Annotated in this window: 14 protein-coding genes; 8 read left to right on the forward strand and 6 right to left on the reverse strand. The window is 69.3% G+C overall.

What is annotated here, in order from left to right; all coding sequences use genetic code 11:
- Window positions 1–79 precede the first annotated feature (79 nt).
- Complete coding sequence (locus AB4079_RS03020; RefSeq protein ID WP_441785793.1) at window positions 80–280, forward strand: hypothetical protein; 201 nt, start codon at window positions 80–82, stop codon at window positions 278–280.
- A 102-nt stretch (window positions 281–382) separates the two neighbouring features.
- A complete protein-coding gene (locus tag AB4079_RS03025) occupies window positions 383–2,662 on the forward strand; it encodes a helix-turn-helix transcriptional regulator (RefSeq protein WP_441785794.1) in 2,280 nt (759 codons plus the stop codon).
- A 78-nt stretch (window positions 2,663–2,740) separates the two neighbouring features.
- Here the strand turns inward: AB4079_RS03025 and AB4079_RS03030 are convergent, their stop codons facing one another.
- Complete coding sequence (locus tag AB4079_RS03030) at window positions 2,741–3,298, reverse strand: sigma-70 family RNA polymerase sigma factor (protein ID WP_441785795.1); 558 nt, start codon at window positions 3,296–3,298, stop codon at window positions 2,741–2,743.
- A 150-nt stretch (window positions 3,299–3,448) separates the two neighbouring features.
- Here AB4079_RS03030 and AB4079_RS03035 point away from each other — a divergent pair, with 150 nt between their 5' ends.
- Entirely contained in the window at window positions 3,449–3,733 is a 285-nt protein-coding gene (locus AB4079_RS03035; RefSeq protein WP_441785796.1) for a GNAT family N-acetyltransferase, read from the forward strand.
- Here the strand turns inward: AB4079_RS03035 and AB4079_RS03040 are convergent.
- The 5 genes from AB4079_RS03040 to AB4079_RS03060 all read right to left on the reverse strand — a co-directional run bounded on the left by AB4079_RS03040 (window position 3,693) and on the right by AB4079_RS03060 (window position 8,579).
- Window positions 3,693–4,064, reverse strand: a complete 372-nt coding sequence (locus tag AB4079_RS03040) for a hypothetical protein (protein ID WP_441785797.1) — start codon at window positions 4,062–4,064, stop codon at window positions 3,693–3,695. The genes AB4079_RS03035 and AB4079_RS03040 overlap by 41 nt on opposite strands.
- Window positions 4,065–4,137: 73 nt before the next feature.
- Complete coding sequence (locus AB4079_RS03045) at window positions 4,138–5,286, reverse strand: ROK family transcriptional regulator (RefSeq protein ID WP_441785798.1); 1,149 nt, start codon at window positions 5,284–5,286, stop codon at window positions 4,138–4,140.
- A gap of 68 nt (window positions 5,287–5,354) precedes the next feature.
- Entirely contained in the window at window positions 5,355–6,221 is an 867-nt protein-coding gene (locus tag AB4079_RS03050; protein WP_441785799.1) for a carbohydrate ABC transporter permease, read from the reverse strand.
- Window positions 6,218–7,174: a carbohydrate ABC transporter permease gene (locus AB4079_RS03055; protein ID WP_441785800.1), complete on the reverse strand. Its 957-nt coding sequence runs from the start codon at window positions 7,172–7,174 to the stop codon at window positions 6,218–6,220. The genes AB4079_RS03050 and AB4079_RS03055 overlap by 4 nt, the downstream gene beginning before the upstream one ends.
- A gap of 4 nt (window positions 7,175–7,178) precedes the next feature.
- Window positions 7,179–8,579: an ABC transporter substrate-binding protein gene (locus tag AB4079_RS03060; RefSeq protein WP_441785801.1), complete on the reverse strand. Its 1,401-nt coding sequence runs from the start codon at window positions 8,577–8,579 to the stop codon at window positions 7,179–7,181.
- Between the two features lie 126 nt (window positions 8,580–8,705).
- Here AB4079_RS03060 and AB4079_RS03065 point away from each other — a divergent pair, with 126 nt between their 5' ends.
- Genes AB4079_RS03065 through AB4079_RS03085 form a run of 5 tightly spaced genes read left to right on the forward strand, consistent with a single transcriptional unit; the run spans window position 8,706 to window position 13,714 of the window.
- A complete protein-coding gene (locus AB4079_RS03065; RefSeq protein WP_441785802.1) occupies window positions 8,706–9,758 on the forward strand; it encodes a zinc-dependent alcohol dehydrogenase in 1,053 nt (350 codons plus the stop codon).
- A complete protein-coding gene (locus tag AB4079_RS03070) occupies window positions 9,758–10,555 on the forward strand; it encodes a sugar phosphate isomerase/epimerase family protein (RefSeq protein WP_441785803.1) in 798 nt (265 codons plus the stop codon). Before AB4079_RS03065 ends, AB4079_RS03070 begins: the two co-directional genes overlap by 1 nt.
- A complete protein-coding gene (locus AB4079_RS03075) occupies window positions 10,552–11,832 on the forward strand; it encodes an MGH1-like glycoside hydrolase domain-containing protein (protein ID WP_441785804.1) in 1,281 nt (426 codons plus the stop codon). The genes AB4079_RS03070 and AB4079_RS03075 overlap by 4 nt, the downstream gene beginning before the upstream one ends.
- Window positions 11,829–12,587 (forward strand): ThuA domain-containing protein, encoded by a 759-nt coding sequence (locus AB4079_RS03080; RefSeq protein ID WP_441785805.1) that lies wholly within the window; start codon window positions 11,829–11,831, stop codon window positions 12,585–12,587. Before AB4079_RS03075 ends, AB4079_RS03080 begins: the two co-directional genes overlap by 4 nt.
- The gene (locus AB4079_RS03085; RefSeq protein WP_441785806.1) at window positions 12,584–13,714 is read left to right on the forward strand and encodes a glycerate kinase; all 1,131 of its coding nucleotides are present in this window, start codon (window positions 12,584–12,586) and stop codon (window positions 13,712–13,714) included. Before AB4079_RS03080 ends, AB4079_RS03085 begins: the two co-directional genes overlap by 4 nt.
- Window positions 13,715–13,723: the final 9 nt, after the last annotated feature.

Consider the following 13,723-nt stretch of genomic DNA (forward strand, 5'->3'; position numbering starts at 1 on the left):
TTTCTTATCTAGCCAAATCGCCTCCGGGGCGCGAAGCTGACTATGGAAGCGCTCGCTGCGGCAGAGATGAGGTGGTCGAGTGAACGACGACCCGGACCGACTGCCCGAGCGACTCCGGGCGTGGCGGCACGCCTTCCACGACCCCGCGGTGGAGCGGGTCGACCTCGTCGGGGATGGCGTGCGCGTGCGGTTGCAGTCCGGCGTGGAGTTGGAGTGGCCCCTCGACGAACCCGAGTCCGAATCCGATTCCGACAGCCGACCATTCGAAGACCGACCCTGATCGGGGTGGGGCGGAGAGCTGCCTGGCGAAACCCGAGACGCCGCGACTAGCCTCCACCCAGGTGAGAAGCATCTGCCTCGATCCGCTGACGAGGGGGTTGCCATGCTGGGGTCCACCGCGACCCACGACCTCCCGGTGCGTTTCGATTCGATGATCGGTCGCCGGGAGGAGGTCTCCCTCGTGCGCCGGCTGCTGCAGACCTCCGCCCGCGTGGTGACGCTCACCGGCGCGCCGGGTGTCGGCAAGAGCAGTGTGGCCGTCGCCGTCGCCGAGAGCATGCAGCGTTCCGTTTCCGGCGTCTGGTACGTGGACCTCCGCAACCGCGACACAGCGGTGGCCACCTTGGTGGCACACGAGCTGAAGGTCGATCCGGGCGACGATGCAGTGGACGCGGTCGTCGCGGCGATCGCCGACGCGGACGTCCTGCTCCTGCTCGACAACGCGGACGCCGCGGTGCCGGAGGTGTCCGCCTTCGTCGACGCCCTCCTCGGGTCGTGCGCCGGAGCACGCCTCGTCGTCACCAGCCGGGAGCCTCTCGTCTCGCCGGCGCAGGCTCTGGTCGCCCTCGGCCCGTTCGCGCACACCGGGCTGAGCGCCTCCAGCGACGCCGTGCGCTTGTTCGGGGAGCGGGCCGTCTCGGGGGACGCCTTCTTCGCCGTCGACGACACGACGTTGACGGAGGTTCTCCGCGTGTGCGAGGCGACGCGGGGAGTTCCGCTCGCCATCGAGCTCGCGGCAGCCCAACTGCAGTTCATGGACATTCAGACCCTCGCGGGCCGCATCGGCGAACAACTGGAGACGCTGGAACCGGCTGAGCCGACGGCCCGCTCGTTGCGGGCCGCGGTGGTGGACAGCTGGGAGCGCTCCCTCCCCGCCGAGCGGCAGGTCTGGTCGGATCTGTCCGTGCTCGCGCCCGGGTGGGACCTTGAGCTCGGGGAGGCGGTGGCCGGACGCAGGGCGAGCGGACAGCGCGAGGCGACGCAGGTCATCAAGCAGCTGATCCGCCGCTCCGTCATTCACCGCCGCCGCACGGACGACGGTGTGCGCTATGAGCTCCTGCCCGCGATCCAGGAGTTCGGGGCCGCCCACGCTGAGAACCTCGACGAGGCGCGACTCCACTTCATCGTCTGCATGCTGGTTCGCCTGCACGACGCAGAGGACAACTGGTTCTCGGGGCGGCAACGCGACATCCTGCGCCGGCTCCGCGCCGATATCCCGAACATCCGCAACGCTGTGCTGACGGCTGCAGCGCTGGGCCGCGCCGACACCGCGATCGAGGCGGTGACGACGCTGTGGCGCCAGGCGTGGTGGATCCACGGTAGCGGGGACGAACTCGCATCGTGGCTGGACCTCTCGCTGCAGGCGGGCCCGGTGTCGCCGTATTGGGCGTCGCTCGGTCACTCCCTGCGCTCATGGGTCTACGGGGCGATGCACAAGCCTCTTCTGGCGCAGGCCGAACTGAGCCTGGCCGCCGCCGCCTACGACGAGGTCGCTGCCGGCGGTGACGTCGCTGCCGAGCACGAGTGCCGTATCGGCCTCCGCAGCGCGCAGGAGGTGGAGGAGCCGGACGATACGGCGGCCGTCGACGCCCTGACGGCCCTCATGGACGAACTCGGCGAGGAGGCCTACCTCTTTGGCCGGCTGAATCCGCCACAGCGACTGGCGGCGCGCCTCCACTCGCTCGGCCGCTGGGAGGAGGGCCGCCGGATCGACGACGAGATCGCCCGACGCGGTCTCGCGGTCGGGGACCGCTTCGAGCGGTCGTTCGCGCTCACCACCCGCGCCACCGCGGAGGCCGCCGCCGGAGACTACGCGGGGACCGAGGCCGACGCGCGCGAAGCACTCCTGCTGAAGCGCGGCCTCGGTGATCGCATCGGCGTGGCGCTCGCTCTGGAACTCCTCGCCGACGTCGCCCGAGAGAAGGCGGATGCGGCGCGTGGTGCGACGCTTCTGGGCTGCGCCGCAGGCAGGTGGCGCGAGGCGGGCGCCATCCGGATCAACTACCCGCCGTACTTCTACGACCGGCAGAGCACCGAGCGCGCACTGCGCCTCCGGCTCGGGGATGCCGTCTTCGATCGCGCTTTCGGCTACGGCCTGGAACTGGGCGAGGACGAGGCCATCCACTACGCCCTGCACAGCATCGTCGAGGCGCGACTGCGCTCCGGGACGCCGCAGCCCACGGCCGCCAGTGGGCTGACGCCCCGCGAGACGCAGGTTGCTTCGCTGGTCGCGGAGGGCGAGACCAACAAGGCGATCGCAGGGCGGCTGTTCGTGTCGATCCGCACCGTCGAATCCCACGTCCAGAACGCGCTGGTCAAGCTGGGGCTCCGCTCGCGGACGGAACTCGCGGTCTGGTACCGCGAGCAGGCGAACGCGCGCTGACCTCATCGAGGTGGAGGGCGCCGCGACCGCTCACCCGGAAGGCACGGCCTCGCGCGCGTGCCGTCCGGGGCGGACATCTCAGGCGGCGACGTCGAAGTCGTCGCGGGTGGCACCGAGCGACGCGCGGAGGCCGCGACGGGCACGGGCAGCAAGGGCCGTCGCGGCGGCGACCGTCACGCCCATCGTCTTGGCGGCGGTGGCCATGGGGAGGTCCTGCAGACAGGTCAGGTGGAGGATGCGCTGCCAGCGCTCGGGAAGCCGGCGGAACGGCTGCTCCAGCTCGCCGAGGTCGCACACCTCGAACTCGTAGCAGCCGATGGCGGTCTCCGCAATCAACGGCACCATGGTGGCCCGCGAGTCGCGAGCACCCCAGGTCGCCGCCACGTTCCGGATGGCGGTCTGCAGGTAATGCGCGAACCCGTCCCGGGGGCCGTTCCCGTTGCGCAGGGCAGCGAACACCTTCGCGAAGGCCTCCTGCACGATGTCCTCGGCGTCGTAGCGACCCGTCGTGCGGCGAGCGATGTGATGCGCCCATCCTTCGTAGCGGTTCCAGAGCTCGCCGAAGTGCGCATGGCCGCCGTCGCGGACCAGGTCCAGCAGTTCCCGGTCGGTCGGTCGCGACGCGGTGGCGGTCATCGTGGCTCCTCGGTCGGGGGTCCTGATCGAGGTGCTTCCCGATCGATGACCCCAGACTCTTTCCCGTGCTCCATCGGCCGGAACGGGGAAACTACCGAGGTGCTACGGAGCCGCGACAGGAGACGTCGGAGCACCGGGTAGCGTTGCCGCATGAGCCTGACTGTCGAGAACCAGCCCGCGGAGTCCCGCTACGCCCTGTTGCAGGACGGCGAGGTGATCGGGGTGGCCGAGTACGACCTGCGCGACGACGCGATCGTGTTCACTCACACCGAGGTGGATGAGGCCAAGCGGGAGAAAGGGATGGCGTCCACACTCGTGCGGACGGCCCTCGATGACGTGCGCGACCGTTCCGACCGGCGCGTGGTCGCCTCCTGCCCCTACGTGCGGAGCTGGCTCAGCGAGCACCCCGACTACGCGGCGTTGCAGAAGCGGTAGCGCGGCCGTCGTCGCTGGGCGTGCGCCCCTCCACCCGCTGTCCCTGACCGGCGCGGCCGAGGTCGAGGGTGATCTTGCCGCCCTCCCAGCCGCTGTCGCCGCGATCGCCGGGCAGTGGGGCCGGAGCGGGCAGGAGGGCCTGCCGGTCCATCTCCTGCTGGGCCTCGTGACGGGTGGGCGCGAAGACCTCGTCGAACGAGCCGCCGATCGCGCCGCTCATCGTGCCGGAGCCGCGCTGCGCCTTGTTCGAGAGGTCGATCCAGCCGAGCTTCACGCCGACCACGATCAGCATGACGAACCCCGCCACGATCCCCACGACCCACCAATTCACGCCATCCAGGGTACCGGAGGACCTGTGGGCATCCTGAGGATCGGCCGAAGCGGGCCGATCGTCGCCGGAGTCGTCAGAGTGCGAACTGGTGGTTGATCGCCTCGGCTGAGTAGAGCGCATCTGTGACGATCCGGGCCATACCGATCAGGCCGGCATCTTCACCGAGCGCGCCGAGGCGGATGTCGAGGTTGCGGGTCGCTCGAGGAAGCGAGCGGGGGTAGAGGGTCTCGCGAAGACCGCCGAGAAGCTCATTGGAGGCCAGGTCGCCGCTGACGACGAGCACCCCCGGGTTGATCATGGAGACCACGGTGGCCATCACCTCGCCGATCCGGCGTCCGGCCTCGTGGGTGAGCGCCAGGGCCTCGATGTTGCCGGCGCGCAGCAGGCGCCCGACATCGCGCCCGGACGCCGCGGTGAAGCCGCGTTCGGCGAGCGTCATCGCGACGGCACGACCGCTCGCCACAGCGGCCAGGCAACCGCGGGAACCGCACTGGCAGATGGCGTCCTCTCCCGCGAGTCGGATGTGGCCGATGTCGCCGGCCCCGCCGTCGATGCCGTGGTAGACGGACCCGTTGATGACGAGGCCGGATCCGATACCGGTCGAGACCTTCACCAGGCAGACGGCGTTGCTGTCGCCGAAGTTGGTCGATTGCTCTCCGAAGGCCATGGCGTCGGCATCGTTCTCGACGAAGGTCGGAACCGGGAGCGCGTCGCTCAGATGGTCGGCGATCGGGTAGCCGTCCCAGCCGGGCATGATCGGCGGCTGGGCGGGGCGCCGGGTCTTCGGGTCCACCGGTCCGGGCACCGAGATACCCGATCCGACGATGTTCCGGTCGTCCCCAGAGGCCGCGATGAGTCCGCGAATGGATGCGGCGAGCGCATCCAGTACCGTCTTCGGACCATCGACGATCGCGACGTCCACGGTGTCGGTGGCGAGGATGCGGCCGCTCAGGTCGGTGAGCGCTGTGCGCGAGTGCGCCGTGTCGACCGCAGCAACCGCAAGCAACGACCGCTCGGAGTGGAAGGCCAGCCTGTCGGGGCGGCGGCCACCTGTCGCGCCACCGCCCCCCGCGACCTCGGTCACCAGCCCGGCATCCATCAGCGCGTCGACCCGTTGCGCCACGGTGACCCGCGACAGGCCGGTGACCTGCTGGAGGTCGCGGCGCGTCGTAGCCTCGGAGCGGCGGATCAGCTGCAGCACGTCTCCCGGACCGGAGCTCATCGGCCGCCTTTCCTCCGGGGGGACCCACATTCGCCTCCCCATCGTACGAGGTCGGCCGGGCTCGTCCGTCACCCTTTGTCCGCCCCGCTCGTGAGACCCTCGGTGAGCGATCGCTCGGCGAGTCCGTAGAGCACGATGATCGGGATGGTCAGCAGCACGGAACCGGCCATCAGCACGGTCTTCGACACTTCGATGCCGTTCGACAGCTGCGAGAGGCCGAGCGACACCGTCCACAGGTCGCGGTCGGCCGCCAGGAAGAGCAGCGCGAACAGGAACTCGTTCCAGGCGATCATGAACACGTAGAGGCCGGTGGAAACGATGGATGGCATCGCCAGCGGCACTGTGATGCGCCACAGGATGCGGAACCGGCCCGCGCCGTCGACCATCGCGGCCTCTTCCACACTCTCCGGGATCGAGCGCAGGTACGACCGGAGCATATGGATCGACACGGGGATGGTCTGGGCGATATAGACGATCACCAGCGACGCGAGCGACTCCCGGATCCCGAGGGCGGAGAAGCCGACGAACAGCGGGATGGCGATGATGATCGTCGGAAACAGATACACGGCAAGGAACAGCGCACTGATCTGCCGGCGGCCGAAGAACGCCAGTCGCGACACGGCATACGAGCCGGGGATGGCGACGATCAGGGTGATGATGACCGCGGCGATGGCGACGAGTGCGGAGTTCATCATGAACTGCGCGAACCCCTGACCGCCGTCCTCCTGCGGCTTCAGGACGTCGGCGTACGTCTGGAGGGTGAGGTTCTGCAGCGGCACCCACAGCCGCTCCGGGTGGAGCAGCACCTGCTCGATCGGCACGAGACTCAGCTCGACCATGTAGTAGAACGGGAAGACGGTCGCGACGACCAGGACGGCGATCACGACCCAGCGCAGGGCACCGAAGGTGCGTTTCTGCACCACGATCCGACTCATTCGTCGTCCCCCTTTCCGGCGAAGAACTTGACATAGACGAACAGGAAGACGCCCAGGATCGCGGACAGCACGAACGCGTTGGCTGCCGCGCCTCCGATGTCGAAACTGCCGATCAGGGTGTCGTAGACCCGGACGGCCGAGACCTCGGTGCCTGCCGCACCGCCGGTCAGCAGATACACGTCGTCGAATTTGTTGAACGTCATGATCAGCCGGAGCACCGACAGGAGGGAGATCACCGGCAGCAGCTGCGGGAACACGATATGGCGGAAGTTCTGCCACGGGGTGACACCGTCGACGAGCGCCGCCTCCTCCACATCGCGCGGAAGGGCGACCAGGCGCGCGGTGATGAAGAGGAACGCGAACGGGAAGTAGCGCCAGATCTCGAAGAAGATCACGGTGATGAGCGCGTACGGTGCCTTGCCCAGGAAGTCGATCGGATGCTCCCACCCGAACCACTCCTTGCCGAGCGTGTTCACGATCCCGAATTGCGAATTCAGCATGATCTGCCACACGAAGGTGACCGCGACCACGGGTGCGACGTACGGCAGCAGCATGAGAGAGCGGACCACCCCGCGCCCGCGGAAGGGGGCGCGGAAGGACAGCGCGGCGACCAGCCCGACGACGATCGACCCAGCCGTCGAGAAGACCGAATAGACGATCGTCGTCCACAACGAGGTCCAGAAGCCCGGATCTGTGAAGACCTCGACGAAGTTGTTGAGCGTGAACGAGTTGAGCAGCCCGTTCTCGGCAATGCTGGTGAAGTCGGTGTCCTGGAACGCCAGGATGAGGTTCCAGATCACCGGCACGATCACGATCGCCACGATGATGATCGTGGTGGGGAGGACCATGCCCAGGCCGGCGCGGTTGTCGCGGCCGGCCAGCGCGCCCCGGCGCGGGCGGCCCCGCGAGGGGGCCGCCTGCGTCGGCGTGGGAGGTGGTGCGAGTTGCGTCATGAAGTCACTTCTTCAGCTTCGCCTGCAGCTGCTCGACCGCATCCGTCGCCGTCTTCGCCGCCTCACTCGCGTTGGTTCCGGAGCCGAGGCTCGCCACGGCCTTCGAGATGGGCAGCTGCGTGTTGACCGGTCCGAGCAGGGCACCCTGGCCCTGGGGGATGGCCCAGCGGTCGATCTCGGACGGCACTTTCAGCAGGGCGTCGATCGTCGCCGCGTCGTAGATCTCGGACAGCTTCTTCTTGGTGTCGACTCCGGCTTCGAGGTTCTTCCAGCCGTCGGTATAGGCGTTCGGCTCGGCGGAGGTGCCGGTGCGTAGCGGGAACTTGCCCTCGGGAGCCATCCCGAGCCACTTGAGGTAGCCGTCGGACATCATGTACTCGATGAACTTCTCGGACGCCGAGGCGTTCGCCTTCTTGGTCACGAGCCAGGAGGTCGCCTCGCCGTACGTGGCGCCCTTCTTGCCGTCCGGGCCCTGGATGGACGTCACGATGCCGCTGTTCTTGGCGAGCCAGGTCGGGTCGGATGCGCACTGCGCGCAGGTGGGGAGCGCGTCGTTCCGGAGGCCGCCGAGCTCATCCAGGATGTACGTGGACCAGTCGACCATCGCCGCCTGCCCTGCGAAATATGTAGCACGGGTGGTGTCGACGGTCTGGGTACCCTGCGGCGAGTAGTGCTGGGCGAGCGAGCCGTACAGATCCCAGGTGGTCTTGCACGCGCTCGAGTCGAGGCCGACCTTGCCGCTGCTGTCGACGAGCTGGCAGTCGTTGCCCAGCGCGAGCGACTCGAAGGTCTGCGACGTGAAGACGTCGGCCGGATCGGTCGCGAGGGTGATGCCGTAGTCGCTTCCAGAGGTGAGCGTCTTCGCCGCCTTCTCGAGGTCTGCATACGTGGTCGGCGGCTTCAGTCCGGCCTTCTCGAACAGGTCCTTCCGGTAGACGAGGATCTGCGCGTAGGCGGAGTCCGGAACGGCGAGCTGGCGTTCGCCGTCGCGGTCGAGGACAAGGGCGGAATCGACGAACGTCTTCTCGCCGAGGCTCTTGACGACATTCGCGGCCGACTCCGGGTTGAGCAGCTTCTGCGAGTCGAGCTGGCGCACGAGTGACAGCGGGATGGCGCCCATCACGTCGGGGAGCTTGCCCGAGATCGCCGCGGACGCGACCAGCTGCGGCACCTGGTTCTCGTCGACGGGCACGAGCTTGACCTGGATGCCGGTCTTCTTGGTGAAACCGGCGATGATCTCCTTCGTCGCGTTGACGCGATCCGGCTGGTTCTCCTCCGACCATACGGTGATCGTCTTGCCCTTATCGCTGGTGCTGTTCGAACTGCCGGAGCAACCGGCCAGGGCGGCCGCGCCGGCGACCAGCAGCGTCGCACCGGCGACGATCTTCGTGATGCGCGACGTCATCATCGCGTCTCCTCTCTGGGGGATGGGTGTGTTTGGAGAGTAATCCAACTTATGCATAATGTCTATACACAAGAAGCATAATCACGATGCTAATGTAGTCGCCATCACGAAACCAAGGACGGTCGCATGAACAGCCTTCTCCGCTTCGCCGCCCCGCGCACCGTCGAGGTGATCGACGTCCCGCGGGCTGAATTGACGCCCGGTCAGGTTCGGGTCCGCACGCTGTACTCCGGCATCTCCGCCGGCACCGAGCTGACGGCGTATCGCGGGACGAATCCCTACCTCACCTCACAGTGGGACCCGGAGTTCCGGCTGTTCCGCAGCGGGGCGGATAGCGGACAACTCGCGTACCCGCTCGACGGCTGGGGATACTCCGAAGTCGGCGAGGTCGTCGAGATCGTCGAGCCCGAGAGCGGGCTCCCCGCCGACGCTCCGCAGGTCGGAGATCGGGTCTGGGGCATCTGGGGACACCGCGCGGAGGGCGTGCTCGCGGTGGAGGCCCTGCGCGGGCATGTCCTGCCGGACGGCCTCGACCCTCTGGCCGCCGCGTTCGTGCGCGTCGGGGCGATCGCGCTGAACGGCGTCCTCGCCGCCGACCTCGGGGTCGGGTCGACGGTGGTGGTCTTCGGCCAGGGAGTGATCGGCCTGCTCGCGACACGGCTGGCGTCGCTCAACGGTGCGACCGTGTTCGCCGTCGACGGCATCTCCTCGCGCCGTGAAGCCGCCATCCGCTGGGGTGCTGCACACGCGCTGGCGCCGGATGACTCGCTCGCATTGACACTCCGAGAGCTCACCGGTGGAGCAGGCGCCGACGCGGCCATCGAGATGAGCGGCAATTACCACGCACTTCAGTCGGCGGTCCGCGCCGTCGGAGCGGATGGCACCGTCGTCGCGTCCGGCTTCTACCAGGGCGAGGCGACGCCCCTGCGTCTCGGTGAGGAGTTCCACCACAACCGCGTGCAGCTCCTCGCGTCGCAGATCGGCTCCGCTCCGAACCGCCTCCGTGCCCGCTGGGACGTCCCCCGCCTCCAGCGCACGGTCGTCGACGCGCTGGCGGACGGTCGCGTCGACGCCGCCTCCCTGGTGACCCACCGCTACCGGATCGAAGACGCCGCGGAGGCTTACCGGCTGCTCGACACGGATCCGTCGGCCGCCCTCCAGGTGGTGCTGGAGTTCTGATGAACCAGATCACGGTCCAGGAGCAGCACCTCCCCGGCGAGACGCTCGAGCAGAAGTTCGAGACGGCCCTCGCCTGGGGCTTCGACGGCATCGAGCTGCGCAGCCGCGGCGACTTCCACTTCGCCGGGCGACTGTCCGAGCTGAAGCGCGCGGCGGCCGCAGGCGTGGTCATGCCGACGACCTGCGTGGAGATGTCGCACTTCATCGGCGCATTCGACCGCGAACTGCGAGAGGACGCCATCGCGCAGCTCTCGTCGCAGCTGAGTGTCATGGCCGAGATCGGCGGCACCGGTGTGATGACCCCGGGCTCGTACGGGATGTTCTCCCGGCGGCTGCCGCCCTTCGAGCCGCCGCGATCGCCCGACGAGGACCGCGCGATTCTGGTGGATGCGCTCAGCCGTCTCGGCGAGCACGCCGAGCGCGAGGGCGTCGAGCTCTTCCTCGAGCCGCTGAACCGGTACGAGGACTACCTGGTGAACACGATGGCCGGCGCTGCGGCTCTCCTCCGCGAGGTCGGCTCGCCCGCTGTCCGGATCGTGGCCGACACCTACCACATGAACATCGAGGAGGCCGATCCGGCCGCCGCGCTGCTCGAGGTGGCACCGCACATCGGCCACCTGCAGGCCAGCGACTCGAACCGGCTCGAGCCGGGCGCCGGTCACGTCGACTGGGCGCTCTTCGGCGCAACGGTTCAGGCCATCGGTTACGAGCGCTCGATCGCGATCGAGAGCCGGCTCTCCGGCGACGCGGAGGCGGTGCTGCCGAAGGTACCGCCGCTCCTCCGGCGGTACTTGTGAACGCGCTCGCCTCAGCCGCGGCCGGCATCCTGCTGAGCAACTGGCGCCGCGGCTACACGGTCCCCGCCGGCGGGCTCTACCCGCACCAGTGGAGCTGGGACTCCGCGTTCATCGCGATCGGCCTCCGCCACCTGTCGCCGCGCCGCGCTCAACAGGAGTTGGACACCATCCTGAGCTCGCAGTGGAGCGACGGACGGCTTCCACAGATCGTCTTCCACTCCGGGCATGACGACGGCTACTCCCCCGGCGTCAGCTTCTGGCACAGCAGCCGAATCCCCGGGTCACCGCCCGTCGAGACCTCAGGCCTGATACAGCCGCCGAACCACGCGCTGGCCGCGCTCATGGTGCATGAGGCGGACCCGGCCGAGTCTGAGCGACGTCGTTTCCTCGAGCGGGCGTACCCGCGGCTGGTCCGCTGGCACGAGTACCTGCGCGACCGCCGCGGAGGCACCTCCGGCCTCGCCCGGGTCGTGCATCCCTGGGAGAGCGGCATGGACAACTCGCCGTACTGGGATGCCTGCCTGAAGGGCATGACCCAGACGTACGCGGACGACATCCCGCGCCCCGATCTGCTGCACGCGGACGCCGGGCACCGCCCCTCGAACGGAGAGTACGGCAAGTACCTCTACCTGGCGGCGCGGTATCGCGATCACGACTGCGACGACGCCGACGCCGGCTTCCCGTTTCAGTTCGAAGACCCGGCCTTCAATGCCCTCTGGGCACGGTCGGAGCTGTCGCTCGCCGCGATCGCAGCGATCGTGGGAGCCGATCCCGAGCCGCATCGCGCCGAAGCCCGCCGCATCGCGCGGCAGCTCGAGCGCCTCTGGTCGCCGGAGGTGGGATGCTACGTGGCGCGGGATGTCCGGAGCGGCGACCTCCAGCCCTACCGCACCGTGGCAGGCCTGGTCCCGCTCCTGCTCCCTGAGCTGCCGCACACGGCCGAACTGCTCGAACTGCTTCGGGGGCCCCACTTCCGGCTGGGCGAGGTCGCTATGGTGCCGAGCCACGACCTGACCGCTCCGACGTTCGACTCGGCGCGCTACTGGCGCGGCCCGTCCTGGTTCAACACGGCGTGGCTGATCGCCGAGGCGCTCTACGAGCGTGGATTCACGGACGAGGCGGAGCTGCTGTCGCGCAACATGGACGACGGGGCGCTGGAGCACGACTTCCCCGAGTACCTCGACCCCTACTCCTCCGACCCGCGCGGGACGCGGCGGTTCAGCTGGACGGCCGCGCTCGCGCTCGACCTCTCCCAGAAGATCGGAGCCCCCCGATGAGCGTCGTCCGCGCCACCGTGTGGAACGAGAACGTCCACGAGACCACCGAGCCGCACATCATGCCGTTCTACCCGGAGGGCATCCAGGGCGCGGTCGCGTCGGCGCTCCGCGAGCACCTGGGCGACACCGTCGAGGTTCGCACGGCGACTCTCGACCAACCGGAGCACGGGCTCACGGAGGACGTCCTGGCCGCGACGGATGTGCTGTTCTGGTGGGGGCACCTCGCCCACGACGGCGTCGCTGACGAGGTCGTGGACCGGGTGCAGCGGCACGTCCTCGGCGGGATGGGCCTGGTCGTGCTCCACTCGGGCCACTTCTCGAAGATCTTCACCCGGCTCATGGGTACGACGTGCTCGCTGGCGTGGCGGGACGACGCCGACCGCGAGGCGGTGTGGACCACGGCTCCCGGTCATCCCCTCACCACCGGTGTACCCTCTCCTCTTGTGATCGACGCGCACGAGACGTACGGCGAGCATTTCGACGTGCCGGAGCCGGAGGAAACCGTCTTCGTGAGTGCGTTCAGCGGCGGGGAGGCGTTCCGCTCGGGCCTCGTCTACCGACGCGGCCGCGGCCGGGTCTTCTACTTCAGCCCGGGCGACCAGAAGTATCCGGTGTACCTCAACGCCGGAGTGCGACGGGTGCTGGCGAACGCGGCAGGCTGGGCGTCGGGCGACGGCGCGCACGTGCCGCCGGCTGTCTCGCATCCACGTCGGGGCGAGCTGATCGAGGCGCAGGCGGCGCCCTCCCGCCCATGAGCGCTCGGATCGTCGTCGCGCCGGATTCCTTCAAGGGGTCGGCCGGCGCGGCCGTCATCGCCGACGCGATCGCGGAGGGCTGGCGTCGCACACGCCCGGACGACGAACTGGCGCTGCTGCCCATGGCGGATGGCGGCGAGGGAACAGTGGAGGCGTTCCTCACTGCCGTGCCGGGCGCACGCGAGCGCACGGTCGTCGTGGACGGCCCGGACGGTCGCCCGGTGAGCGCTCGCTGGGCGCTGTTACCCGCAGCCCCGGACGCCCCCGGTGGCACGGCCGTCGTGGAGGTGGCGCAGACGAGCGGCCTCGACCTGCTGGAGCAGCTGCTGCCCTTCGATGCGCACACCCGCGGTCTCGGTCAGGCGATCGGTGCTGCCCTCGACGAAGGGGTCTCGCGCATCCTCGTCGGTCTCGGGGGAAGTGCGACCAACGACGGGGGTGCCGGCGCGCTCGCCGCCCTGGGTGCACGTTTCACGGTTGCGACGGGAGCGGCCGCTTCGGACGGCAATGCAGGCCTGGCGGCGATCGCGGCGATCGACCTCAGTGGCCTTCGGCCACTTCCCGCCGGCGGCGTCGTCCTGCTCACCGACGTCCGGAGCCCACTACTCGGCGAGCGCGGTGCCGCCCGCGTATTCGGGCCGCAGAAGGGCGCATCGCCGAGCGACGTCGAGGAGCTCGATCGCAACCTGGCGGCGTTCGTCCGAGTGCTCGCCGAGAACGACCCGGCCGTGACGGCCCTGAGCGACCGTCCGGGCGCGGGCGCCGCCGGTGGGACAGGGTTCGGGCTGACGGTCTGGGGTGCGACGATCCGGCCGGGCGCGGACGAGGTGGCGGACCGGATCGGCCTCCAGGATGCGCTACGCGACGCCGACCTGGTCATCACGGGCGAAGGGCGCTACGACGAACAGACGTCCGAGGGCAAGGTGGCTGCGCACGTGGCCGCCCTCGCACACGAAGCCGGCGTACCGGTGGCGCTCGTCGCCGGGCTTGCGACGATCGACCCTGCCGGCTTCACGGATCACGTCGAGCTGACCGCGCTCGCGGGGTCGGCCGCCGCCTCCCTCGCCGACACCGCGGGATGGGCGCGCAGAGCCGGCGAGGTGCTGGCGCAGCGCTGGAGCAGGTGAGCCCAGCCG

The sequence above is a fragment of the Leifsonia sp. 2MCAF36 genome (genome assembly GCF_052115525.1).
In the GTDB taxonomy this organism is placed as follows: domain Bacteria; phylum Actinomycetota; class Actinomycetes; order Actinomycetales; family Microbacteriaceae; genus Leifsonia.